Annotated in this window: 1 protein-coding gene; it reads left to right on the top strand. The window is 61.3% G+C overall.

Annotated features, from left to right (window positions below):
- On the top strand, positions 1 to 335 hold a 335-nt coding region (locus AB8E48_RS09020; RefSeq protein ID WP_368886489.1), incomplete at its 5' end, for a 6-phosphogluconolactonase.
- Positions 336 to 357 lie beyond the last annotated feature (22 nt).

The following is a 357-nucleotide window of genomic DNA, read 5'->3' as shown; positions in this document are numbered from 1 at the left end:
GCCGTAAGCAGGTTCTGTTGGGTACCGGCCTGCCGGAGGACCCGGTTGAGGGCGGTAAGGCCGTGACCGTGATGGTTTCTGACTCGCCGAAGCCTCCGGCTGAGCGCGTGTCGGTGACCCTGCCGATTATCAACAACTCCCGCAACGTCTTCTTCCTCATCACCGGTGAGGATAAGCAGGATGCGACCAGCCGCCTTCTGGCTGGCGCGAAGCTGGACGCTGAGGACCTGAACGCGGAGTTGCTGCTGGAGACCCCGGCGGTGGGTGCGCGCGGTAAGAAGCAGACCTTGATTTTTGCTACTGAGGAGTCGCTGGCTCCTGAGAACCGCCCGTAAGGTTCGGTTCTGAACTGCATAT

Source organism: Rothia mucilaginosa (assembly GCF_964211445.1).
GTDB classification, from domain to species: Bacteria; Actinomycetota; Actinomycetes; order Actinomycetales; family Micrococcaceae; genus Rothia; species Rothia mucilaginosa_E.
Note: the sequence above shows the minus strand (reverse complement) of the source record. Positions and strands in the feature narration are given on the sequence as shown.